The 20,994-nt window shown below is 72.8% G+C and carries 19 protein-coding genes; 8 read left to right on the forward strand and 11 right to left on the reverse strand.

All coding sequences use genetic code 11. The features are described from left to right. Positions 1 to 58: 58 nt before the first annotated feature. Complete coding sequence (gene ilvA, locus AB0F03_RS10860) at positions 59 to 1,288, reverse strand: threonine ammonia-lyase (protein WP_361988792.1); 1,230 nt, start codon at positions 1,286 to 1,288, stop codon at positions 59 to 61. A gap of 162 nt (positions 1,289 to 1,450) precedes the next feature. Here ilvA and AB0F03_RS10865 point away from each other — a divergent pair, with 162 nt between their 5' ends. The 3 genes from AB0F03_RS10865 (at position 1,451) to AB0F03_RS10875 (ending at position 2,880) form a co-directional block, all read left to right on the forward strand. Further along, positions 1,451 to 1,957, forward strand: a complete 507-nt coding sequence (locus AB0F03_RS10865; protein ID WP_361989135.1) for a MarR family transcriptional regulator — start codon at positions 1,451 to 1,453, stop codon at positions 1,955 to 1,957. A gap of 145 nt (positions 1,958 to 2,102) precedes the next feature. Continuing rightward, positions 2,103 to 2,606: a sigma factor-like helix-turn-helix DNA-binding protein gene (locus tag AB0F03_RS10870; RefSeq protein ID WP_361988795.1), complete on the forward strand. Its 504-nt coding sequence runs from the start codon at positions 2,103 to 2,105 to the stop codon at positions 2,604 to 2,606. Positions 2,607 to 2,631: 25 nt separating this feature from the next. Further along, a complete protein-coding gene (locus tag AB0F03_RS10875) occupies positions 2,632 to 2,880 on the forward strand; it encodes a hypothetical protein (protein ID WP_361988798.1) in 249 nt (82 codons plus the stop codon). Between the two features lie 10 nt (positions 2,881 to 2,890). Here AB0F03_RS10875 and AB0F03_RS10880 read toward each other — a convergent pair whose 3' ends face one another. Next, positions 2,891 to 4,045 (reverse strand): cystathionine gamma-synthase, encoded by a 1,155-nt coding sequence (locus AB0F03_RS10880; RefSeq protein WP_361988801.1) that lies wholly within the window; start codon positions 4,043 to 4,045, stop codon positions 2,891 to 2,893. A gap of 186 nt (positions 4,046 to 4,231) precedes the next feature. On the opposite strand from AB0F03_RS10880, the gene AB0F03_RS10885 reads away from it, so the two are divergent. Next, positions 4,232 to 5,350: a hypothetical protein gene (locus tag AB0F03_RS10885; protein WP_361988804.1), complete on the forward strand. Its 1,119-nt coding sequence runs from the start codon at positions 4,232 to 4,234 to the stop codon at positions 5,348 to 5,350. Between the two features lie 90 nt (positions 5,351 to 5,440). Here the strand turns inward: AB0F03_RS10885 and msrA are convergent, their stop codons facing one another. Then, positions 5,441 to 5,953, reverse strand: coding sequence for a peptide-methionine (S)-S-oxide reductase MsrA (msrA, locus tag AB0F03_RS10890; RefSeq protein WP_361988807.1), 513 nt, complete (start codon positions 5,951 to 5,953; stop codon positions 5,441 to 5,443). A 466-nt stretch (positions 5,954 to 6,419) separates the two neighbouring features. Beyond that, the gene (locus AB0F03_RS10895; RefSeq protein ID WP_361988810.1) at positions 6,420 to 7,460 is read right to left on the reverse strand and encodes an NAD(P)-dependent alcohol dehydrogenase; all 1,041 of its coding nucleotides are present in this window, start codon (positions 7,458 to 7,460) and stop codon (positions 6,420 to 6,422) included. A 169-nt stretch (positions 7,461 to 7,629) separates the two neighbouring features. Between AB0F03_RS10895 and AB0F03_RS10900 the strand changes: the two genes are divergently transcribed. Continuing rightward, entirely contained in the window at positions 7,630 to 8,541 is a 912-nt protein-coding gene (locus tag AB0F03_RS10900) for a helix-turn-helix transcriptional regulator (RefSeq protein ID WP_361988813.1), read from the forward strand. An 84-nt stretch (positions 8,542 to 8,625) separates the two neighbouring features. On the opposite strand, the gene AB0F03_RS10905 is transcribed toward AB0F03_RS10900, so the two are convergent. The 3 genes from AB0F03_RS10905 to AB0F03_RS10915 form a co-directional block, all read right to left on the reverse strand. After that, positions 8,626 to 11,874, reverse strand: a complete 3,249-nt coding sequence (locus AB0F03_RS10905) for a S8 family serine peptidase (protein ID WP_361988816.1) — start codon at positions 11,872 to 11,874, stop codon at positions 8,626 to 8,628. A 387-nt stretch (positions 11,875 to 12,261) separates the two neighbouring features. Then, positions 12,262 to 13,512 (reverse strand): Ig-like domain-containing protein, encoded by a 1,251-nt coding sequence (locus tag AB0F03_RS10910; RefSeq protein WP_361988819.1) that lies wholly within the window; start codon positions 13,510 to 13,512, stop codon positions 12,262 to 12,264. A gap of 226 nt (positions 13,513 to 13,738) precedes the next feature. Continuing rightward, entirely contained in the window at positions 13,739 to 14,083 is a 345-nt protein-coding gene (locus AB0F03_RS10915) for a hypothetical protein (protein ID WP_361988822.1), read from the reverse strand. 109 nt (positions 14,084 to 14,192) lie between these two features. Between AB0F03_RS10915 and AB0F03_RS10920 the strand changes: the two genes are divergently transcribed. Next, complete coding sequence (locus AB0F03_RS10920; protein WP_361988825.1) at positions 14,193 to 14,534, forward strand: LAETG motif-containing sortase-dependent surface protein; 342 nt, start codon at positions 14,193 to 14,195, stop codon at positions 14,532 to 14,534. A gap of 42 nt (positions 14,535 to 14,576) precedes the next feature. Beyond that, the gene (locus tag AB0F03_RS10925; protein ID WP_361988827.1) at positions 14,577 to 14,714 is read left to right on the forward strand and encodes a hypothetical protein; all 138 of its coding nucleotides are present in this window, start codon (positions 14,577 to 14,579) and stop codon (positions 14,712 to 14,714) included. Between the two features lie 165 nt (positions 14,715 to 14,879). On the opposite strand, the gene hutH is transcribed toward AB0F03_RS10925, so the two are convergent. The 3 genes from hutH to AB0F03_RS10940 all read right to left on the reverse strand — a co-directional run bounded on the left by hutH (position 14,880) and on the right by AB0F03_RS10940 (position 18,712). Beyond that, the gene (gene hutH / locus AB0F03_RS10930) at positions 14,880 to 16,418 is read right to left on the reverse strand and encodes a histidine ammonia-lyase (protein WP_361989138.1); all 1,539 of its coding nucleotides are present in this window, start codon (positions 16,416 to 16,418) and stop codon (positions 14,880 to 14,882) included. An 88-nt stretch (positions 16,419 to 16,506) separates the two neighbouring features. Further along, positions 16,507 to 17,649, reverse strand: a complete 1,143-nt coding sequence (locus AB0F03_RS10935; RefSeq protein WP_361988830.1) for a GGDEF domain-containing protein — start codon at positions 17,647 to 17,649, stop codon at positions 16,507 to 16,509. Between the two features lie 268 nt (positions 17,650 to 17,917). Then, positions 17,918 to 18,712 (reverse strand): enoyl-CoA hydratase-related protein, encoded by a 795-nt coding sequence (locus tag AB0F03_RS10940; protein WP_356818432.1) that lies wholly within the window; start codon positions 18,710 to 18,712, stop codon positions 17,918 to 17,920. 199 nt (positions 18,713 to 18,911) lie between these two features. Between AB0F03_RS10940 and AB0F03_RS10945 the strand changes: the two genes are divergently transcribed. After that, positions 18,912 to 19,604 (forward strand): hypothetical protein, encoded by a 693-nt coding sequence (locus AB0F03_RS10945; RefSeq protein ID WP_361988833.1) that lies wholly within the window; start codon positions 18,912 to 18,914, stop codon positions 19,602 to 19,604. Positions 19,605 to 19,632: 28 nt separating this feature from the next. Here AB0F03_RS10945 and AB0F03_RS10950 read toward each other — a convergent pair whose 3' ends face one another. Next, positions 19,633 to 20,757, reverse strand: a complete 1,125-nt coding sequence (locus tag AB0F03_RS10950) for an adenylate/guanylate cyclase domain-containing protein (RefSeq protein WP_361988836.1) — start codon at positions 20,755 to 20,757, stop codon at positions 19,633 to 19,635. Between the last annotated feature and the right edge of the window lie 237 nt (positions 20,758 to 20,994).

Here is a 20,994-nt window from a genome sequence, read left to right on the forward strand (position 1 = left end):
CGCCGTACCCCTCCCCTGCCGGACGCGCGCCGCCGGGCGGCGGCCGCGCGGCCGGTGGTCAGCCGATGACCGGGTATCCCGCGTTCCGCAGCGCCTGGCCGACCTCGGCGCAGTGCGCCGGCCCCTTCGTCTCCAGGTGCAGCTCGACCTCCGCCTCCGCGAGCCCGAGCCGGGGATCGGTGCGGACGTGGCTCACGTCGAGGACGTTGGCGTCGGCCGCCGACAGCACCCCGAGAAGCGTGGCGAGGGCACCCGGCCGGTCCGTCAGCCGCAGCCGCACGGCCAGGTACCGGCCCTGGGCGGCCATGCCGTGCCGCAGCACCCGCTGCATCAGCACCGGGTCCACGTTCCCGCCGGAGAGCACCGCGACGACCGGCCCCTCGAAGGCGTGCGGCGCGGACAGCAGCGCGGCGACCGGGCTCGCCCCGGCCGGCTCCACGACCAGCTTGGCCCGCTCCAGGCACAGCAGCAGCGCGGCCGACAACTGGTCCTCGCTGACCGTGCGCACCTCGTCGACCAGGTCCCCGACGATCCCGAACGGCACCGCGCCCGGCCGGCCCACCCTGATGCCGTCGGCCATCGTCACCGGGTTGCGCACCGACACCGGGCGGCCCGCGGCCAGCGAGGGCGGGTAGGCCGCCGCGCCCTCCGCCTGCACGCCCACGATCCGCACCTCCGGCCGCAGCGCCTTCACCGCCACCGCGATCCCGGCCGCGAGCCCCCCGCCGCCGACACCGACGACGATCGTGCGCACCTCGGGGCACTGCTCCAGGATCTCCAGGCCGACCGTGCCCTGCCCGGCGATCACGTCCGGGTGATCGAAGGGGTGGATGAACACCGCCCCCGTACCGGCCGCGTACTCCTGGGCGGCGGCCAGCGTCTCGTCGACCACCTGGCCGTGCAGGCGCACCTCGGCGCCGTACTCCCGGGTCGCGCTGATCTTCGGCAGCGGCGCGCCCTGCGGCATGAACACCGTCGCGGGCACACCCAGCAGCGCGGAGGCCAGCGCCACGCCCTGCGCGTGGTTGCCGGCGCTCGCCGCCACCACGCCGGCCGCCCGCTCCTCGGGCAGCAGCCCGGCGATCCGCACATAGGCGCCCCGGAGCTTGAACGAGCCGGTGCGCTGGAGGTTCTCGCACTTGAGGTGGACGGGCCCGCCGACCAGCTGGGACAGGTGCCGGCTGCCCTCCATCGCCGTCACGCGTGCCACGCCCGAGAGCATCTTCTGGGCACCGCGTACATCGTCCAGGGTGACGGAACGCAAGGTGCCGGCCGTGCCGTAGCTCATGACTCCAGCATCGCAGTTCACGTCCGCGCACGACGGGTGTGACCAAGCTGCGAGACCGGGTTCGCGCAGCGCCGGTACGGTGCGGCGCCGGGCCGCGTACCCTGTCCCCCAACCCAGCAGCCATCACGAAGCGAGCCTCCGGCCATGCCCACAACACCTGAAATGTCGATGGACATGACGACCGTCGGTGACACCGGTCTCCTCGACACCCTCCAGCACGAGGTGGCGCTGTTCGCGCGCCGTGCCGAACAGACCCGGCTCGGCGGCATCGGCCAGGTGCGCAACTCCATGGACCGCGCCGCGTACCTGCTGCTCAACCGGCTCGACCGGGAAGGCCCGATGGGTGTCAAGGCGCTCGCGGCGAGCATGGGCATCGACTCCTCCACGGTCACCCGGCAGGTGGCACCCCTGGTCGACACCGGGCTCGTCAAGCGCACCTCCCACCCGGAGGACGGGCGCGCGGTGGTGCTTCAGCTGTCGCCGCGCGGGGCCACCCGGCTGGAGGAGGTGCGCTCGTCCAGACGTCAGCTCATGGCCGAGCTGACACACGACTGGGCGCCCGAGGAGCGCGAGCAGTTCTGCATGCTCCTCACCCGCTTCAACGGCGCGCTCTCCGCGCGGATGACGGCACCGGGTGGCCCGGCGCCGGACCAGCCGCCGACGGCCTGAGCGCTTCGCCGGCCGGGCCCGGCCGGCCGGCCCGCTCCCGACCCCTTGACCCCGGGCCGCCGCCGGTCTCAGATGAGACCGGGTCCTGCTTCGTACGCGGTTCACCTGTCCCGTACCGGACAGGGCCCCTTCAGGGGGAGGCCCGGTGCGTGATCGGCAAGTGGCCCGCGATGCCCGCCGGGCCGGGGAGTTCCAGGCGTTCGCCGCCGGCGCGGCCGGACGCCTGCTGCACGCCGCCACGCTGCTCACCGCGGAGGCGCCGGACGCCAACCCGCGCGCGCGGCGCCTGCTGACGCACGCCCTCGCGCACACGTACGCCCGCTGGGACCGGCTGCGCGGCGAGGACCCGTACGACTGTGCCCGCCAGTACCTCGCCACGCGCTTCGCGCGCACGCTCTGGCACCGGTACGGCGTCCCCGGCCGCGCCCGGCCCGGTCCGGGCAGCCCGCTCGCCACCCTGACCCCACGGGAACGGCTGATCCTCGTCCTGCGGCTCTACGAGGGGGTCGCCGAGGAACAGACGGCGGCCCTGCTCGGGCTGCCCGCGGACCACGTGCACACGGTCTGCGACCGCGCGGCGGCCACCCTGCTGCACCCCGCCCGCCCGGCCGGCCCGCACCCGGCGGGCCCGGAGGTGGCACCGTCATGAGGGACGGACGCGGCGGGAGAACGCGGTGAACCGGGCCGAGCGGGAGGCCGCCGTACGGCGGATCATGGAACGGACGCCGGCACCCGTACCGCCGGAGCTGTACGCGGAGGCGGTACGCCACGGCGAGCGCCGGCTGCGCCGGCGCCGGCTCGCCCGCCGGGTGCTGTGGCTGCTGGCGTGCGCCGCGGCCGTCGCGTTCACCGTGTGGGCGGCCGAGGCGCGCCCGTGGGCGGAGCCGCCCTCGCAGACGACTCCGCCGGTCACCGGCTGGTGACCCCCGGCCGCTAGCCGAGGGCCTGCTTCAGGTCCGCCAGCAGGTCGTCGACGTTCTCGATGCCGACGGACAGGCGCACCAGGTCGCCCGGTACCTCCAGCGCGGAGCCGGCCGCGGAGGCGTGGGTCATCCGGCCGGGGTGCTCGATGAGGGACTCCACGCCGCCGAGCGACTCACCGAGGGTGAACACCTGGGCCCGGTTGCACACCTCGACGGCCGCCGCCTCGCCGCCCTCCACCCGGAACGACACCATGCCGCCGAACGCCTTCATCTGCTTGGCGGCGACCTCGTGGCCGGGGTGCTCGGGCAGGCCCGGGTAGAGCACGCCCGTCACGCGCGGGTGCCGGCTCAGCATGTCGGCGATCCGGGTGGCGTTCTCGCTGTGCCGGTCCATCCGCACCGCGAGGGTCTTGGTGCCGCGCAGCACCAGCCAGGAGTCGAAGGGGCCGGCGACGGCGCCCATCGCGTTCTGGTGGTAGGCCAGCTCCTCGCCCAGCCCCGGGTCCGAGACGATCAGCGCACCGCCGACCACGTCGGAGTGGCCGCCCATGTACTTGGTCAGGGAGTGCACGACGACGTCGGCGCCGAGCGACAGCGGCTGCTGGAGGTAGGGCGTCGCGAAGGTGTTGTCGACGACGAGCCGCGCGCCCGCGTCGTGGGCGACCTGGGCGACGGCGGCGATGTCGGTGATGCCGAGCAGCGGGTTGGAGGGGGTCTCCACCCAGACGGCCTTGGTCTTCGGGGTGATCGCGGCGCGCACGGCGGCCGGGTCGCTGGTGTCGGCGACGGACCACTCCACCCCCCAGCGGGTGGCGACCTTGGCGAACAGCCGGAAGGTGCCGCCGTAGGCGTCGTTCGGGATCACCACGTGGTCGCCGGGCACGAGCAGCGTACGCAGCAGCGTGTCCTCGGCCGCCAGGCCGGACGCGAAGGCGAGACCGTGGCGGCCTCCCTCCAGCGCGGCGAGGTTCTCCTCCAGTGCCGTCCGGGTCGGGTTGGCGCTGCGGCTGTACTCGTAGCCGCCGCGCAGTCCGCCCACGCCGTCCTGCTTGTAGGTCGATACCTGGTAGATCGGCGGGACGACCGCGCCGGTCGCGGGATCCGCGGTGTTGCCCGCGTGGATCGCGAGGGTCTCGAAGTGCTGACTGATGTGCCTGTCGCTCATGCCTACCGAGCGTAGTGCGCCCGGCCGGATACTGAGTCCCGCCCGGCTCCGGGGCGCACCGGCGCTAGGGATATCCCTGTGCGGGCGGCCCGCGTCCGCGCGCCCCTGTCATGCTCCGGTCGAAGGTTTTCCACAGGTACGCGGCGGGGTTCGCCAATTGCCGGCGGCGTCTGGTTCGCTTGGGGCATGGCGATTCTCTGGCTGCTGACGGCGCTGCTCATGCTGGGCTTCGTCCTGCTCCCGGTCATGCGGCGCAGGCGCGGGATGATCGAGCAGGTTCCCCCGGGACACCCGGACGCCGCCGACCCGGAGGACTACGGCTTCGTGCGCCAGGAGGAGCTGGACGTGCGCATGCCGGGCCCCGACCAGGACCTGCTGGACGTCCTGGAGCTGGTGCAGCGCACGCAGGACCACCGGGCCGCCGCCCAGCTGCTGGCCGGCACCGAGACCGGGGGCGAGCTGCGCTGGCAGCGGGTGCAGGCCTTCGCGGGCGCCGCCGCGCTGGAGCTCCAGCAGCGCCCCGGCGGGATACACACGACGCCGGGCGGGCAGTGGCTCAGGGTGTGGCGGGCCGAGCAGCCCAAGGACGCGGGGGGCGCCGCCGTCCACGCGGAGTTCCTGGTGCAGCAGGCCTGGCGGACGTCGACACCGGGCACGGACGACTTCCGGATCATCATGGAGGAGGCCCGGGCCGCCTGCGCCCAGGCGGCCCTGCTGGCCCCCGGCGACCCGGTGCCGTATCTCTCCGAGCTGTCCGTCGCACGCGGGCTGGCCTGTTCGCGGGCCGAGTTCGAGCAGCTGTGGCTGAAGATCCTGGACCGCGCCCCTCATCACATGGGCGCGCATCTGGCCGCGCTGCACTACTGGTGCGAGAAGTGGCACGGCTCGCGCGAGCAGGCGTACGCCTTCGCCGAGGCAGCCGCCGCCCGCGCCCCGCGGGGCTCACTGCTCGCCGCGCTGCCGCTGTTCGCGGTGTTCGAGCACCTCCCGGAGGTGAACCTGGTCGCGGGCTTCTACCAGAGCGAGGTCGTCACCCGGGCGATCCACGGCGCGCTGCACGCGGTGCACGCCGCCCGCCCCGACGACCCGACGCTGCCGCACGTCCGGCATCTGCTGGTCTTCTTCCTGGTCCGGGCCGAGCGCTGGGCGGAGGCCATGCACCAGCTGGTGCACGTCGACGGTCACGTCGGCGCCCTGCCCTGGACCCTGTGCGCCGACCCGGCCGCGGAGTTCGCCGTCTACCGCGCCCTGGCGGTGGCCGGCTACGAGGCCAACGGCGGCAACCCGGCCACCCTCCCCGGCTGACCCCGTCCCGGCCTCGCAGCGCCCTTCCGACCGGCGGCAGTGCCTACTCCGCGGCCGGTCGGCCTCCGCGTGCGCCGGGGCGCCTCGCGGTCAGCCCTCGGCTCGGGCGGGCAGCCGCCATCCCGGGCGCGGGAAGTGGCAGGTGTAGCCGTCCGGGTAACGCTGTAGGTAGTCCTGGTGCTCGGGCTCGGCCTCCCAGAAGGGACCGACGGGCTCCACTTCGGTGACGACCTTGCCCGGCCAGAGTCCGGAGGCCTCCACATCGGCGATCGTGTCCTCGGCGACCCGCTTCTGCTCGTCGTCCACGTAGTAGATCGCCGAGCGGTAGCTGAGGCCGATGTCGTTGCCCTGGCGGTTCCGGGTGGTCGGGTCGTGGATCTGGAAGAAGAACTCCAGGATCGCGCGGTAGTCGGTGCTCGCGGGGTCGAAGAGGATCTCGATGGCCTCCGCGTGCGTGCCGTGGTTGCGGTACGTCGCGTTCGGCACGTCACCCCCGGTGTAGCCGACCCGGGTCGCCGTCACGCCCGGCAGCCGACGGATCAGCTCCTCCATGCCCCAGAAGCATCCACCCGCCAGCACGGCCCTCTGCGTCTGCGCAGCCATTGCGGCTCCTCCCATATCTGTCAGTCGAGTGTCCGGTACCCCGCACCCTCAACGCGCGAGGGCCCCGAGCGATTCCACGGGCCGGTCGGGCTCGCGGACGGCGGGGCCGCCTCGGGGTGCCGGCGCCGCTGCCCGTGCCGCTCGGCGGCGGTTCGAGGCGGGGACCGAGCTCGACGGCATCGACGGGACGTTCCTGGACGGCTCCACCGCACCGGAGGTCTGCGCCGTGATCAAGCATGGCCGGCGTTGACAACGCTCGTGATCGATACACCTGGGACACCTGGGCCCGGATGACGGAGGCCGGCCCCGCGCATGTCGTGCGACCCGTCGAGGACGGCGGCGTGGCCGCACGGGCGTACGGCGCCGGGGAAACTTCCGGGTGGCACGGACAGGGGCGGGGCCGGGCGGGTTCGTCGCGCTGACGCGTTCCCGCCGGCCCCCTCCGCACCGGCCGGCCGGCCGCCGGTCAGATGGTCGCCGTGTCGATGACGAAGCGGTAGCGGACGTCGCTGGCCAGCACCCGCTCGTACGCCTCGTTGACCTCGGCGGCGCTGATCAGCTCTATCTCGGCGCCGATGCCGTGCTCGGCGCAGAAGTCCAGCATCTCCTGGGTCTCCTGGATGCCGCCGATCATGGAGCCCGCCAGGGTCTTGCGGCCGCCGATCACCGAGAACAGGTTGAGGGCGACCGGCTCCTCGGGCGCGCCGACGTTCACCAGGGCGCCGTCCACCTTCAGCAGCGACAGGAGCGCGCCGAAGTCCATCGGGGCCGACACCGTCGAGACGATCAGGTCCAGGCTGCCGGCCAGCTCCTCGAAGGTCTTCGGGTCACTGGTGGCGTGGTAGTGGTCGGCACCGAGCTTGAGCCCGTCGTCCTTCTTGCGCAGCGACTGGGAGAGGACCGTGACCTCGGCGCCCATGGCGTGCGCGATCTTGACGGCCATGTGGCCGAGGCCGCCGAGGCCGACGACCGCGACCTTCTTGCCGGGACCCGCGTTCCAGTGGCGCAGCGGGGAGTAGGTGGTGATGCCCGCGCACAGCAGCGGCGCGGCCACGCCCAGGGACAGGCCGTCGGGGATGCGGACGACGTAGTTCTCGTCGACGACGATCTTCTCGGAGTAGCCGCCGTAGGTGGGCTCGCCGTCCTTGCCGACGGCGTTGTAGGTGCCGACCATGCCCTTGAGGCAGTACTGCTCCAGGCCCTTGAGGCAGTTCTCGCACTCGCGGCAGGAGTCGACCATGCAGCCGACGCCCACCCGGTCGCCGGCCCGGAACCTGGTCACGCCGGAGCCGACCTCGGCGACGACGCCCGCGATCTCGTGACCGGGGACCATGGGGAAGATCGCCTCGCCCCAGCCCTCGCGGACCTGGTGGATGTCGGAGTGGCAGATGCCGGCGAACTTGATGTCGATCAGGACGTCGTACTCGCCGACCGCGCGGCGCTCGATGGTCGTCCGCTCCAGCGGGGCCTTCGCGGCGGGCGCGGCGTACGCGGCAACAGTGGTCATGCCGGGGGTCTCCTAGCTGTCTCGCCTGCCCGGCCGCCTTGTGGCCGGGCACGGTGTCCAGCCTGCCCCGCGGGCGGCCGATCACCCAGACCACGCCTTTGCGTACGACTGCCGTGCCTACCACCGGTGGGGACAGGCTCCTGTGCGTACGACCAGGAATACTGGGCGCATGGACAGCAGGGACGAACAGCCGGACGCGGCAGCCGGCACCGGCCGGACGCTGGACCGGCGGGCGGAGCTGAGCGAGTTCCTGCGCAGTCGGCGCGCCCGGCTGAAGCCGGAGGACGTGGGCCTGCCCGACTTCGGACGGCACCGCCGGGTGCCCGGGCTGCGCCGCGAGGAGCTGGCGCAGCTGGCCGGGGTGTCGGTGGCGTACTACACCCGGCTCGAACAGGGCAACGGGAAGAACGTCTCGGCGGAGGTGCTGGGCTCGATCGCCCGCGCCCTGCGGCTGACGGACGCGGAGCAGGCGCATCTGACCCATCTGGCCAAGCCGAAGGCGCACAAGAAGAAGCCGGCGGCACGGCAGCAGCAGGTGCGGCCGGCGCTGCGGCAGCTGCTGGACACGATGAACGGTGTACCGGCGTACGTCGTGGGCCGGCGCGCGGAGATCCTCGCCTGGAACCGGATGGCGGCGGCGCTCTTCGGTGACTGGGCTCAGCTGCCGCCGGGCGAACGCAACTGGGCCCGGCTGGTGTTCCTGTGCCCCGAATACCGGGACCTGTTCGTCGACTGGGAGCAGAAGGCGATCGACATCGTCTGTGCCCTGCGCATGGACGCGGGCTGCTATCCGGACGATCCGCGGCTGTCGGCGCTGGTGGGGGAGCTGTCCGTCAAGAGTGAGGAGTTCCGCCGGCTGTGGGCCACGCACGACGTCAAGGAGAAGAGCCACGGCGTCAAGCACCTGCACCATCCCCTGGTGGGAGCGCTGGCGCTGAACTTCGAGAGTTTCCGGCTGACGGACGGCTCGGACCAGTCCCTGATCACCTACCACGCCGAACCGGCCTCCCCCTCCGCCGACTCCCTGCGCCTGCTGTCCAGCTGGGGCACGGACGCGACCCTCGCGGTGCCGTCGGTGTAGTGCGGCGCCGGACGGCGGACGGCCCGCGGGAGGCGTCGGCTTCCCGCGGGCCGTTCGTCATCGGGTCGTCCGGCTAGTGAGGGTTCACTTGCCGTAGTACGCGTTGTAGATCGTGATCTCCGACGTGTTGCCCTTCTTGTCGGTGATCCTGGCGCGGAACGAGACGGCCTTGTTCCGTGCCGGGTTCCGGACCGTGATCCTGCCGCTCCGGACGTCGGTCCTCTTGAAGTTCTTGCCGTCGTAGGAGACGTAGACGGCGAGGGACTTCAGGTTGCCGCCGGCGGCCGAGCCCTCCACGGTGACCGGGAAGGTGACCTTCTTGCCGGCCGTGACCCGGCTGTCCGGGCCGGTCGTGGCCCCGAAGTGCAGGGCGGAGGCGGGCAGCTGGGTGAAGCCGTCGGACGGCTTCCTGGAGCGGAAGGTCCAGGCCGCGTCGATCCGCGTCGAGGCCTCCGACACCTTCGGGGAGCGCTTGACCGAGGTGGTCAGCCGGTAGGCCGCGTCACCGGCCGGGACCTTGAAGGTCTTCTCACCGAACAGCGGGTCGTCGTTGGACCCGACCTTGGTGCCGTTGCGGTACAGGGTGGTGTTCACCGAGGTGAAGGCCGAGTACCCGTTGTGCCTGCCGGAGTCGGCGACCAGTGACAGCGAACCGGCGATCTCGTTGCCGTCGCGGAAGAGGCCGGAGTCCTTGCCGAGGTGCGGGCCGAACACCGCGGTGTTGACCGTCTTGGTGTACGTCCGGCCGGCCTCGAAGGCGAACTGGCCCAGCTGGTAGCCGGTGTCGGTGACCGGGAACCCGTCCTGGTCCTTCCCGCCGTCCTGCTCGAACTCCAGCCCCCACGTGACGCCGCCCTTGGCGGACAGGTGCAGGGTGCGGGTGCCGGGCAGGGGCTGCGGAATGCTGACCGAGGAGGCGCCGGTGCTGCCGGGCAGCCAGCCCACCGCGTCGATGGATCCGGTCTTGCCCTTGGCCGGCGCGCCCAGACGGGCCTTCACCGTGGCGAGGTCGCCCGCCTTGTAGTGCTTGGTGTAGCCGGTGGCGAGCTGCTTGACCGGGCCGCCGGAGGTGACGTCGTACTGCTCGTGGGCGCCCTTGGTCCAGTGGCCGTCCCACTGCTGGTAGAGCGAGCCGGCGGGCAGCTGCGGGCCGAGGTGGGCGGTGCGGAAGTTCTTGTACGTGTCCAGGAACCAGCCGTAGCCGTACTGGCCGTCACCGATCGTGACGTCGAACTCCGGCGAGGCGAATTCGGACTTCAGGCCCCTGGCGGGGACGGTGATGTCCACCGGCCTGGCCTTGCGGGCGTCGATCATGATCGTCTGCTTCTTGCCGACGGTCAGCTTGGGCTGCGCGATCCAGTCGATGCCCTTGGAGGCGTCCTGCGGGTCGCCGTAGACCGACGTGTTGAGGATGTACGTGCCCTTGGGCGCGCGCACCTTCACCGTGCCGGACTTGTCGTACGGGCTCAGCGAGGTGCCGTTGGCGAGACCGGCGACGCCGTTGAGGTCGGCACCGTAGTACGGGGCCGGCTTGCCGTCGCGGCCGATGACCTTCAGGGTGACGTCGTACGACTCCACCTCCCGCTGCACCGCCGCCGCCGTGCGGACCGTCTGGCCGTCGCCCGTCGCCGTCACGTACGCGGAGTAGGCGCCGTCGACGGTGCCGCCCAGCCTGGTGTCGACGGTGAGGCCGACCGAGGCCTTGCCGTGCGCCGGGACGGTGATCTTCGTCGCGGCGAGCTTGAAGAAGCCCGACGGGGCCGCCGCGCCCTTGGGGCCGGTGGCGCTGCTGGTCAGGGTGAGGGTGACGTCCTTGGCGCCGAGGTTGCGGTAGGTCAGCGCCTTGGTCGCCGGTTTGTCGTCGGTGTGCGGCCATTGCTGCACGCCGAACGTCACCGACACGGGCTCGGCGACGATCGACTGCTTGATGGCCTTGTCGACCTGGATGCGCCCCGTGCCCTGCTGGAACGGGGTGTACTTGCCGTCCTTGGCGGAGCCGGTCAGGGCGCCCTTCAGTTCGGCGTAGCCCCAGTCGGGGTGTTCCTGCTTCAGGATGGCCGCGGCGCCCGCGACGTGCGGGGTGGCCATCGAGGTGCCGGAGATGGTCAGGTAGCCCTCGGGCTTCTCGCCGACCTCCTGGTCGATGACGCTGCCCTTGGCCGCGGCGGCGGTGATGTCCACGCCGGGCGCGGTGACGTCCGGCTTGATGGCGCCGTCGCCGATGCGCGGGCCGGTGGAGGAGAAGTCGGCGAGCTTGTCCTTCTTGTCGACGGCGCCGACGGTGAGCGCGGCGTCCGCGCTGCCCGGCGAACCGATCGACTGGGGCCCGTCGTTGCCCGCGGCGATCGCGAACAGGACGCCCTTCTCGGCGGAGAGCTTGTTGACCTCGGCCTCGAGGGGGTCGATCTCGGGGGTGTCGTAGCCGCCGAGACTCAGGTTGATGACGGAGGCGCCCTGGGAGACCGCCCACTCCATGCCGGCGAGGATGCCGGAGTCGTCACCGGAGCCGGTGTCGTCCAGCACCTTGCCGCTCAGGATCTTGGCGTCGGGGGCGACGCCCTTGTACTTGCCGCCCGACTTGGCGCCGGTGCCCGCGACGATGGACGCGACGTGCGTGCCGTGCCCGAAGTGGTCGGTGGCGTCGGTGGCGGCGGTGAAGTTCCGGGCCTCGATCACCTGGTTCTTCAGGTCGGGGTGGGTGGCGTCCACACCGGTGTCCAGGACGGCGACCTTGACGCCCTTGCCGGTGTAGCCGGCCTTCCAGGCGGTGGGGGCGCCGATCTGCGGCACGGACTTGTCGAGGCTGGCTCTGCGGACGCCGTCGAGCCAGACGTGCGCGATGCCGGAGGCGGACCGGCTGCCGTCGGTGACCGCGTGCCACAGGTCGGTGGTGTCCTTGACCGGGGTCTGCACGGCGTCCGCGTTGAGCGCCTTCAGGCTGTGGCGCAGGGTGCCCGCGTCGCGGACGCCGGCCTTGGCGCCGGCGGCGGTGCCGCGGTAGCCGACGATGACCTTCAGGCCGTTCTTCTGGGCCTTGCGGGTGGCGGCCTTGTTCAGCTCGGTGATGTCGAACAGGCGTTGGTCCAGCGTGCCGGAGGCGACCAGCCGGGCCGCGTCGGCGGGGACGACCAGTGTGTGTCCGGCGGTCCGGCGGACCTGGAAGGGTATGTGCTCGCGTCCCTCGGCCCGCTCCAGGCCGACGACGCGGCCCTTGGCGTCGAGAGCGACGCGGTCACCGGTGATGAGGGTGACGTGGTGCCTGGCGCTGGACGTCGGGGCGGCGGTGCCGGTCGCCTGGGCCCCGGTGGGCTTCGCCGACGCCGGGCTGGTCATACCCGCTGCGAGGGCGACTGCTGCGGCCGTTGCCACGGTGGCCGCAGCCGCTCTTTTCACTTGTCTGCGCAAGATCTCCCCCTGGAGATGGTGTACCGGGTGAATTCCCCGTTCGCCCGGCCGGGGGAAGCCTCGTACGTCTGCACGTCAGCCCCCCGGGTCCCGAAGTATGCCGGGGGGTGATCAGACGGCTCAAGGGAGAGGAGGGGGGCGGCGAAGCGCCCGGGGGAAACTGTTACCCGGTGGCCGGGACACCGTTACACAACCGCGAAGTCCCTTTCGCACAAAGGGTGTTATGCGGCGGGGGAGCATGAGAAGCCGCGGCCCGGCCCGTGAAACACCGGTGCCGCCCCTGGGGGCGGCACCGGGAGAGCTGTGGGCGGGGCGTCAGGCGGCCGAACCGGCCTTCCACTGCGACCAGTCCATGTTCCAGCCGTTGAGGCCGTTGTCCGGGGCGACCGTCTTGTCGCCGGTGTTCTGGACGACCACGACGTCACCGATCAGCGAGTGGTTGAAGAACCACGCGGCCGGCGTGCTCGGGTCGCCGGCGCCCTTCTTGTCCTGGAGGCCGACGCAGCCGTGGCTGGTGTTCAGGTTGCCGAACACCGAGGGCGCGCCCCAGTAGTTGCCGTGCACGAAGGTGCCGGAGGTGGTCAGGCGCATGGCGTGCGGCACGTCCTTGATGTCGTACTCGCCCTTGCCGTCGTCGTCGGTGAAGCCGACCGTCGCGCCGTTCATCCGGGTCTCCTTGAACTTCTCGGAGATCACCATCTGGCCCTCGTACGTCTTGTTGTCGGGCGAACCGGCGGAGATCGGTATGGTCTTGACGACCTTTCCGTCCTGCGTGATCTTCATCTGCTTGGTCTTCGCGTCCACGTACGTGACCTGGTTGCGGCCGATGTGGAAGGTGACCGTCTTCTGCTGGACGCCGTAGACGCCGTCCGCGCCCTGGACGCCGTCGAGCGCCAGCTTCAGGGTGACGGTGGAGCCGCCCTTCCAGTACTCCTCGGGGCGGCAGTCCATGCGGTTGGCGTTGAACCAGTGGCAGACGACCTCCTGGCCGCTGCTGGAGCTGACCGTGACGCCCTTCTGCACGGCCGCCTTGTTGGTGATCGCCTTGTCGAAGTTGATCGACACGGGCATGCCGACACCGACCGTGGAGCCGTTGTCCGGGGTGAAGGAGCCGATGAAGCTGTTGGCCGGGGAGACGGTGGTGAAGGAGGCGTTCTCGTGGGCTATGCGGCCCTCGGAGTCCTTGGCCTCCGCGGCGAGCCGGTAGGTGGTCGAGCGCTCCAGCTGGACGCCCGGCTTCCAGCTCTTCCGGTCGGCGGAGAGCTGACCGGCGACGGTCTTGCCGTCCTGCGTGGTCATCGTGACGGCGGTGAGCGTGCCCTTGGTCACCCTGACGGCCGCGGAGTTGTTGATCGAGGCGTTGTTGGAGCCGTCCTTCGGCGTGATGGTGATCTGCGCCTCCGAGGACTTCTTCGCCGCCGCCGCGTCGGCCTGGGCCTGCGAGGAGTCGCCGCTGCCGCTGCCGGAGGCCTTGTCGTCGCCGCCCGAACACCCCGTGAGCACCAGCACACCACCGAGCAGAGCGGACGCGGCCATCAGGCTCCTGCGCCGCTTACTGTCCGTCATCACAAGCTTCTCCATCGTTGCCGAGTCGCGAAAAAACCCCGGGTGTCCCCGTAAGAACCTTCAACGCTACGGCCGCTCAGTCCCGTTCCACATCAGGTGGATCTGTGGGGCACACCACGTCCGCGGAAGTGTCCGCGGATGCTGCGGGATTCGGTCCGTGCGTCCCCTGGGACGACGAAACCCCGGACGGCGGTTGCCGTCCGGGGTCATGAGTGCCCCGGGACGCTCAGCCGATGCCGCCCTCTTCCTCGTCGTCGGCCCCATCATCCCCGTCCAGGTCCCACTCGGGCGAGTCGGGGTCGTAGTCGACCCGCTCGCTGGACCACGACGCCTGCTGGAGCTCCACCCCGGGCACCTCGCTGACCAGGTCGAACGGGTCCACGAGATACGCCAGGGCCTCCGCGGTGTCTTCGGTCACAGCGCTCTCGGCCTGGGCCCGCTCCGACTCCGGCAGCTCGGGATCCGCGGCGAGGCGGCGCAGGGCGGCCTTGGTCACCTCGTCCTCATCCTGCACCTCCAGGACCAACTCCACTCGAAGCCGTACAAAACGTGATGTCTCTTCAGTGCTCATGACGTGAGCGTACGGCCGAAACCTGCCGTGACTTTCCTGTGACCCGCGCCTTTCACTAACATCGCCCCACACGGCCAATTCGCCAGCGTCACAAGGGGATCGATATTCCGTGTCATCCGTTCGCCGTCCGCTGCTGACCGCCACCGCCGCGGGCACCCTGCTGTGCGCCCTGTGGTTCGTCCCGTCCGCGAACGCCTCGCAGACCGCCCCGGAGGGCAAGGCGGCGGACACCTCCGCGCCGGCACGGGCCACGCAGGCGAGAGCGGTGACCGCGGCGGCCACCGGCACCACCGGCACGGAGGTCACCGCGCGGGCGGCGGAGGCCGGCACCGAACTGGCCGACACGGGAGGCCCCGACACGACCCCGTACGTCGTCGGCGGGAGTCTCTTCCTCTCCGTGGGCGCCGGTTTCGTCGTGTACTCGGTGCGCCGGGAACGCCTGGGGTTCTGATCGCCCTTGACGCCTCTTCGACAGCCCGCACATAGGTCGCACATGAAGAGATCACCGGGCGTGCGGCTGGGCGCCACCGCGGCGATGAGCGTGCTGTGGCTCGCCCACGTCACGGGCTGTGGCGAGGAGCCGAATGACTCAGGGGACGGCAAGGGCAAGGACGCACCGCGAAGGCGCTGAGCGCCGCCGACCTGACGATCGACATCGGCGCGATGCTGGGCGAGAAGCCCTACACGGTGTCCGCCCCGGCTGTGAAGGCCCAGGCGGCCAAGCTGAGGTGACGCCTCGTCCGGCGCGCGGGAGGTGCCGCGAGGGGGCCCCGGCCACGGCCGGGGCCCTTCGCGTTCACCGGAGCGGGCCGGTGACCTTCTCCGCGGCCGTCACGAGGTCACCGCTGCGCACGAAGGCGTCGGCGGCGGCCAGATCGGGCGCCAGGAACCGGTCCGGACCGGGTCCCTGCACACCGGCGGCCCGTACGGCCTCGATGACCGCTTGCGAGGCGGGCGCCGGGGTCAGGCCCGCGCGCAGCTCGACGGCCCGGGTGGCCGCGTACAGCTCGACGGCGATGATCCGGGTGAGGTTGTCCACGGCGGTGCGCAGCTTGCGCGCGGCCGACCAGCCCATCGACACGTGGTCCTCCTGCATGGCGGAGGACGGGATGGAGTCCGCGGACGCCGGTACGGCGAGCCGCTTCATCTCGCTGACCAGTGCGGCCTGCGTGTACTGGGCGATCATCAGGCCGGAGTCGACGCCCGCGTCGTCGGCGAGGAACGGCGGCAGGCCGTGGCTGCGGTTCTTGTCCAGCAGCCGGTCGGTGCGGCGCTCGGCGATGGAGCCCAGGTCGGCGGCGGCGACGGCGAGGAAGTCCAGGACGTAGGCCACGGGGGCGCCGTGGAAGTTGCCGTTGGACTCCACGCGGCCGTCGGGCAGCACCACGGGGTTGTCGACGGCCGAGGCGAGTTCCCGCTCGGCGACCAGGCGGGCGTGCGCGATCGTGTCGCGTCCCGCGCCGGCGACCTGCGGGGCGCAGCGCACCGAGTAGGCGTCCTGGACGCGCGGCGCGTCGTCCTGGTGGTGCCCGGTGAGCTGCGAACCCGCCAGCACGGCCAGCATGTTGGCGGCGCTGTCGCCCTGGCCCGGGTGCGGCCGGATGGCGTGCAGCTCGGGCGCGAGCACCTTGTCCGTGCCGAGCAGCGCCTCCAGGCTGAGGGCGGCGGTGATGTCGGCGGACTTGTAGAGGGTGTCGAGGTCGGCGAGGGCCATGATCAGCATGCCGAGCATGCCGTCGGTGCCGTTGAGGAGGGCCAGGCCCTCCTTCTCGCGCAGCTCGACGGGCCGGATGCCGTGCTCGGCGAGCAGCTCGCCCGCGGGGCGGACCGTGCCGTCGGGGCCCTCCGCGTCGCCCTCTCCCATCAGGGTGAGGGCGCAGTGGGAGAGCGGGGCGAGGTCGCCGGAGCAGCCGAGGGAGCCGTACTCGTGCACGACCGGGGTGATCCCGGCGTTCAGCACGTCGGCCATGGTCTGCGCGACCTCGGGCCGGACGCCGGTGTGCCCGGAGCAGACGGTCTTCAGCCGCAGGAACATCAGGGCCCGTACGACCTCGCGCTCCACCCGCGGGCCCATGCCGGCGGCGTGCGAGCGGACGATGTTGCGCTGTAGCTGGGCACGCAGTTCCGGGCTGATGTGCCGGGTCGCCAGCGCGCCGAAGCCGGTGGAGACGCCGTAGACCGGCTCCGGCTTGGCCGCCAGCGCGTCCACGATCTCGCGGGCCGCCGCCAGGGCCGCCACCGCCTGTGCCGACAGTTCGATGCGGGCACCGCCGCGCGCCACGGCGAGAACGTCGGACGCCGTGACACCGGACGTCCCCACCACCACAGTGTGCATATCCATATTCAGGAGCGTACGCATTGAATGTGACGATGTCACTAGTGGAGTGCCGGTGTGACCCTTACCGTGACGTGTGGGCTTCGCCTCACGGCCGGCGCCCGCGGAACCGGCGCCGCTCGCCACGCGCGGGCGGCGGCTCGTCCGCCAACCGTACGACCGGATCGTCCGGCCCCTCCCGGCCCGCCACCACCGGCCGGTTCGCACGCAGGGCCTTGGCCCGGTACTGCGCGGCGTCGGCGAGCCGGAACAGCCGGCGGGCGTCCCGCACCTCCCCGATCGGGTCCTCGGTCGAGGCCACCCCGCACGCCACCCCCTCCCCCAGCTCCAACTCGGCGGCCCTCCGGCACAGTTCGTGCGCGGCCTTCGCGACGTCGTCGGCCGACGGCCCGACCGTCAGCAGACAGAACTCGTCCCCGCCCAGCCGGGCCGCCAGCGCGCCGGGCACCATCGCCCCGCACAGCGACAGCACCGAGCCGAACCGTTCGAGGAGGCGGTCGCCGACGGCGTGACCGAGGGTGTCGTTGACCCGCTTGAGCCCGTTGAGGTCGCACACGACGAGACTGACCGCCACCCCCTCCGTGCGGTGCCGCTCGACGGCCTCCTCCAGGCGTACGTCCACGGCACGGCGGTTGGCCAGACCGGTCAGCGCGTCGGTGAACGCCAGCCGGCGGGCCTCCTCCAGCCGCTCGGTCTGCGCGATCCCGGCGGCGACCACCGCGGCCAGCACGGTGGCGAAGTCGGCGTCCGGCCGGCCGAACAGCGGCTCCCCGATCGCGCGGGCCACATACAGCTCGCCCCACGCCCTGCCGTGCAGGACGACGGGGGCGACGACACAGCAGCCGCGGCCGCGGCGGCGCAGGGCGGCGACCCGCTGGTGCAGGTAGCCGGGGGTGCCGGCGGCGGCCCCCTCGGCAGTCTCCACCCACGCGTTGGGTCCGCCCCCGCCCGCCCAGCGCTCGTGCAGGAACTCGGTGATCTCCGGGAACTGGTGCACCGGGTAGGCCTCGGACTCCGGGAACTGCTCCTCGTCGGGGGCGCGGTCCCCCACGTTCACCAGGACCCGCAGGCGGCCCAGGCCCCGCTCCCACACCGACAGCGCGGCGAAGCTGCCGTCGAGCGCGCGGCAAGCGCCGACGGCTGCGGCCTGCCAGCAGTCCCGCGGGGTGTGCGCCGCCGCCATGCCCTGCGCCAGCGCCACGACGGCGACGAGCCGCTTGTCCTCACCCATCCATCCAGGTTAGGGATGAATCGGGTGATTCGCGCTGCCGCGGGGGGCGTCGTGAGGTGGGCCGGGGGCCGGTGTCGGGTGCGGGTCGACTGTGGCTGAGCGCGCCGTTCCCCGCGCCCCTTTCCGAGCGCTGCGCGTGCGCGGGGTGGGAGGGGGCCGTGGGGAGTGGGAGCGTTGTCGGGTGCGGGCCGGTCGTGGCTGGGCGCGCCGTTCCCCGCGCCCCTTTCGGGGCGCTTTGCTTGTGCGGGGTGGGGTTCGTTCGGCGGGACTACTCGCCCGGCCACTGGGGGGTGCGCTTCTCGTTGAAGGCTGATACTCCTTCCGCTCGGTCGGCCGAGAACGCCACCGAGCGCCAGGCCGCGTCCTCGACCTCGAGGCCGGCCCGCAGGTCCAGCCCGTGTCCCAGCCGCAGGGCCCGCTTCGCCGCGCGCAGGCCCACCGGCGAGTTCCCGGCGATCCGCTCCCCCAGGGCCAGCGCCTCCTCGCGGTCGCGGCCCTCGTCGACCAGCCGGTCCACCAGGCCCAGCCCCGCCGCCTCGGCCGCCTCCACCCGGCGCGCGGAGAAGATCAGCTCGGCGGCGCGCGCCGCCCCGACCCGCCGCGGCAGCAGCTGCGTACCGCCGCCGCCCGGGATCACGCCCACGGACACCTCCGGCAGCCCCACCACGGCCGTACGGTCGGCCACGATCAGGTCGCAGGACAGTGCCAGCTCGAATCCGCCGCCCAGCGCGAAGCCGTGCACGGCGGCGACCGTCGGCATCGGCAGCTCCAGCACCCCGGTGTACGCCGCCCGCGCCACCGGCCGCTGCCGGACGAGATCCGCGTCGGTGAAGGAGTTCCGCTCCTTCAGGTCCGCGCCGACGCAGAACGCCCGTTCGTGCGACGAGGTCAGGACGACCACCCGCGCGTCCCGGTCGGCCGCGAGCGCGGTGCACGCGCCCGCGAGGGAGCGGGCCATCTCCGTCGAGACGGCGTTCATCGCCTTGGGCCGGTCCAGCACCAGCTCCGCGACGTGCCCGTGCCGCCGCACCAGCACGAACTCCCCGAACCGCTCCTCGCTCATGACACCCCTCCGGTTAACGCGGGTTAACTGACCGTCCGCTCGATCATCGCAGCCCCGTCCCCTCCCGTGAAGCCCAGGGGGCTACGCCCGTTCGAGTGACATCCCGGCTGTCCCGGTCCGTATCGCCCACGGGAGCGCATAGCGTGCGCTCCGCCATGGCGCGCCCCCGGGCGCGCGGCGGGGAGGGGACAGGGGACCCATGACACCGATACCTGCACGGCCCACGCTGGAGCGGGAACGTACGCCGGGGAAGCCGCCGGGAGCACGGCGCGGGCGGCACCGCAGGCCGCGGCCCCGCGGGGTGCTGCTCGCCGTGGGCGGGCTGGCGCTGGCCGCGGGGGTGCTCAGCCTGGTGCGGGTCGCCCCGGACGCGGGGGTCGGGGCCCCGGGGACGGCGGAGGCGGAGTCCCGGCCGGGCCCGGGCGGCGGGGTCACGGACCGCTCGGCGACGACCGCAGCCGGCGCCGCCGAGGGCAGCGCCGCCGCCCCTGCCGCGCTGCCCTCGGCGGTCGCCGTCATGGGCGGCAGCGGTCCCGGTGGAACGCCGGCGGCCGGCGGATCCGGCTCGGCGGTTCCCGCCGAGCCGGGCGAAGCCACCGCACCGGCCGGCGGCGGCACCGCCGTGCCGACCGCTGTCCCGAGCAGCGGACCGAGCAGCGGACCGAGCAGCGGACCGAGCAGCGGACCGAACGGCGGACCGACCAGAGCCCCCACCGGCGGCCCGACCGCCGTCCCCGGCCCGCACAGCGGTACCCCGCGCCCCTCGCCGACGGCATCCGCCCCGGCGTCACCCGCGCCTGGTCCGCCGCCGCCTCGCCACCGCCCGCCGAGGCGCGGTCCGGGCGAGATCTGCCTGCCGGTGATCCGCCTGTGCCTGGACACGAGCGGCTAGCGGGGTGGGGGGCTCGGGCGGGTCGTGGTCAAGGGGTGTCGTCGCGGCGCGTGAGCAGCCACGGTTCGACCACGCCGAGTCCGCGGACCGGGCGCTGCCACATCGGCTGGAGCGCGAAGCGGTACACCGGCGGGTCCTCGCCCTCCTTCTCCGCGGCGGCCGCGGCCTCGGCCGCCTCCGCCTCCGAGGCGGGCGCCTCACCGGTGCGGATCAGCTCCTCGGCGAAGGCGCTGTCGACGAGGACGGCGTCGCGCGGGGCTATCGAGGTCAGCCGGGACGCCAGGTTCACCGTCGTACCGAACACGTCACCCATCCGGGTGGTCACCGTGCCGAACGCCATGCCCACCCGGAGTTCCGGCATCGTCTCGTCGTTGGACAGCGTCTCCACCAGCCGCAGCGCGATGTCGGCGGCCGTGCCCGCGTCGTCCGCCGCGTAGAGCACCTCGTCGCCGAGGGTCTTGATGAGCCGGCCGCCGCGCGCCGCCACGAGGTCCGCGGCGGTGGTCTCGAAGGCCTCGACCAGCTCGCCCAGCTCCTCCTCCTCCATCCGGCGGGTGAGCCGGGTGAATCCCACGAGGTCGGCGAAGGCGACGGCGAGCCGGCGGTCGACCATCTCCTCGTCGTCGGCGGTCTGCACGACGCGGCCGGCCGAGGCGGCGAGCTGGCGGCGCCAGACGTAGACCAGGAACTCCTCCAGTTCGGGCAGGAGCAGCTCGACGATCGGGTACGTCACCTCGGTGCGCGTCATGCCCGGCTCGGGGGGCTCGGTCAGGCCCTCCAGGAAGGAGTCGATCTGCCACTCGGCCAACCGGGCGGTGGTCTGTCCGGTGGACCGGGCCACCTGCACCGCCATGGCCTCGCTCAGCAGGCCCGCCTCCACCAGGCCGGCGAGGCGGCGCAGGGCGAGGACGTCGGCCTCGGTGAGGGCCTTGGCCTGGCCTATGTCCGCGAAGCCCATGGCCCGCCAGAAACGCGAGGCCAGTTCCATGGAGACGCCGGCGCTGCGCGCGGCCTGGAACGGGGTGTAGCGGCGCTCGGCGCCCAGGATGAGCTGTTCGAGCCGCAGGGCCAGCGGGTCCTCGCCGGTGTCGGGGGCGTGGGGGTCCAACCGGCCGTCCCCGCCCGCGCCGGAGCCCGTGTCGTCGACGGTCACGCCTGCTGCCCTTCCGATCTGCCGCGGTCAGGTATCGACCGCGCTCAACTCTACGGCAGGTGTGCGCCAGCTCACTCCGTCGGGTTCGGCCGGCCGTACGCCTGTCGTTCGGGGGGTGGAACGGTGCCCGGAGCTGCGGCGGGCGGTCCCCGGGGACCTCTCGGTCCCGGAGCCCCGGCGTCCGGCCGGGGACGGCGTGGCACCGTTGCCGGCCGCCCGTCCATCGTGGCTGATCGC

Origin of the sequence: Streptomyces sp. NPDC028722, assembly GCF_040637655.1 — a bacterium.
In the GTDB taxonomy this organism is placed as follows: Bacteria; Actinomycetota; Actinomycetes; order Streptomycetales; family Streptomycetaceae; genus Streptomyces.